This window comes from Nocardia pseudovaccinii NBRC 100343 (assembly GCF_001613225.1).
GTDB lineage: Bacteria > Actinomycetota > Actinomycetes > Mycobacteriales > Mycobacteriaceae > Nocardia > Nocardia pseudovaccinii.
On record NZ_BDBY01000413.1, the window covers coordinates 1 to 599 of the forward strand.

Annotated in this window: 1 protein-coding gene; it reads left to right on the top strand. The window is 66.6% G+C overall.

Going from position 1 to position 599, the window contains the following annotated elements; all coding sequences use genetic code 11:
• The first annotated feature begins 87 nt into the window (after positions 1–87).
• Positions 88–420, top strand: coding sequence for a hypothetical protein (locus NP3_RS43770; protein ID WP_063047592.1), 333 nt, complete (start codon positions 88–90; stop codon positions 418–420).
• Positions 421–599: the final 179 nt, after the last annotated feature.

Here is a 599-nt window from a genome sequence, read left to right on the forward strand (position 1 = left end):
GCAGTGCTACGGGCTGCCGGTGGAGCTGGAGGGCACCACCTACCCGCAGGTCGCCGCGGAGCTGATTCGCCGCTGGGAGGAAGCGCAGTGACCGACGAGCAGGGCGGAGAGCAGAAGCGCCGGCGTCCGCGCAGGCGCACCGACTACAGCAAGGTCGCCGTCGAAGGAGAGCGCACGCCGAAGGTTGTACAGAAGTCGCTGCGCACCACGCCGATCCGGGTCACGCTGGATCTGAAGCCGAAAGCGCATCAGGACCTGAAGCGCTGGTGCAACAACGCCGCGGTCGCGACGGGTCTGCCGGATGTGCCGCTGGCGCCGGTGCTGCGGATCCTCGGGGAGATCCTGGTCGATCCGAAGAACCAGGAGCTGTCGGAGCGGGTCAAGCAGGAACTGATCAACCGCGCCGAACAGCAGTTCTGAGCGCGGCTGCCCAGGTCAGTTGGCACTGAAGGCACTGCACGCACTGAGCGGTTGGATGCCGTTGTGGCGGGCAAGCTCAGATTGCGGTGCTGCTTATCGAGTGCGATAGCGGCGGTCGGTAACTGGAGGTTCGGGCGCTCGCTGTGCTGCGCAAGCGTTCTCGCTGTGCGCCCGAAGCC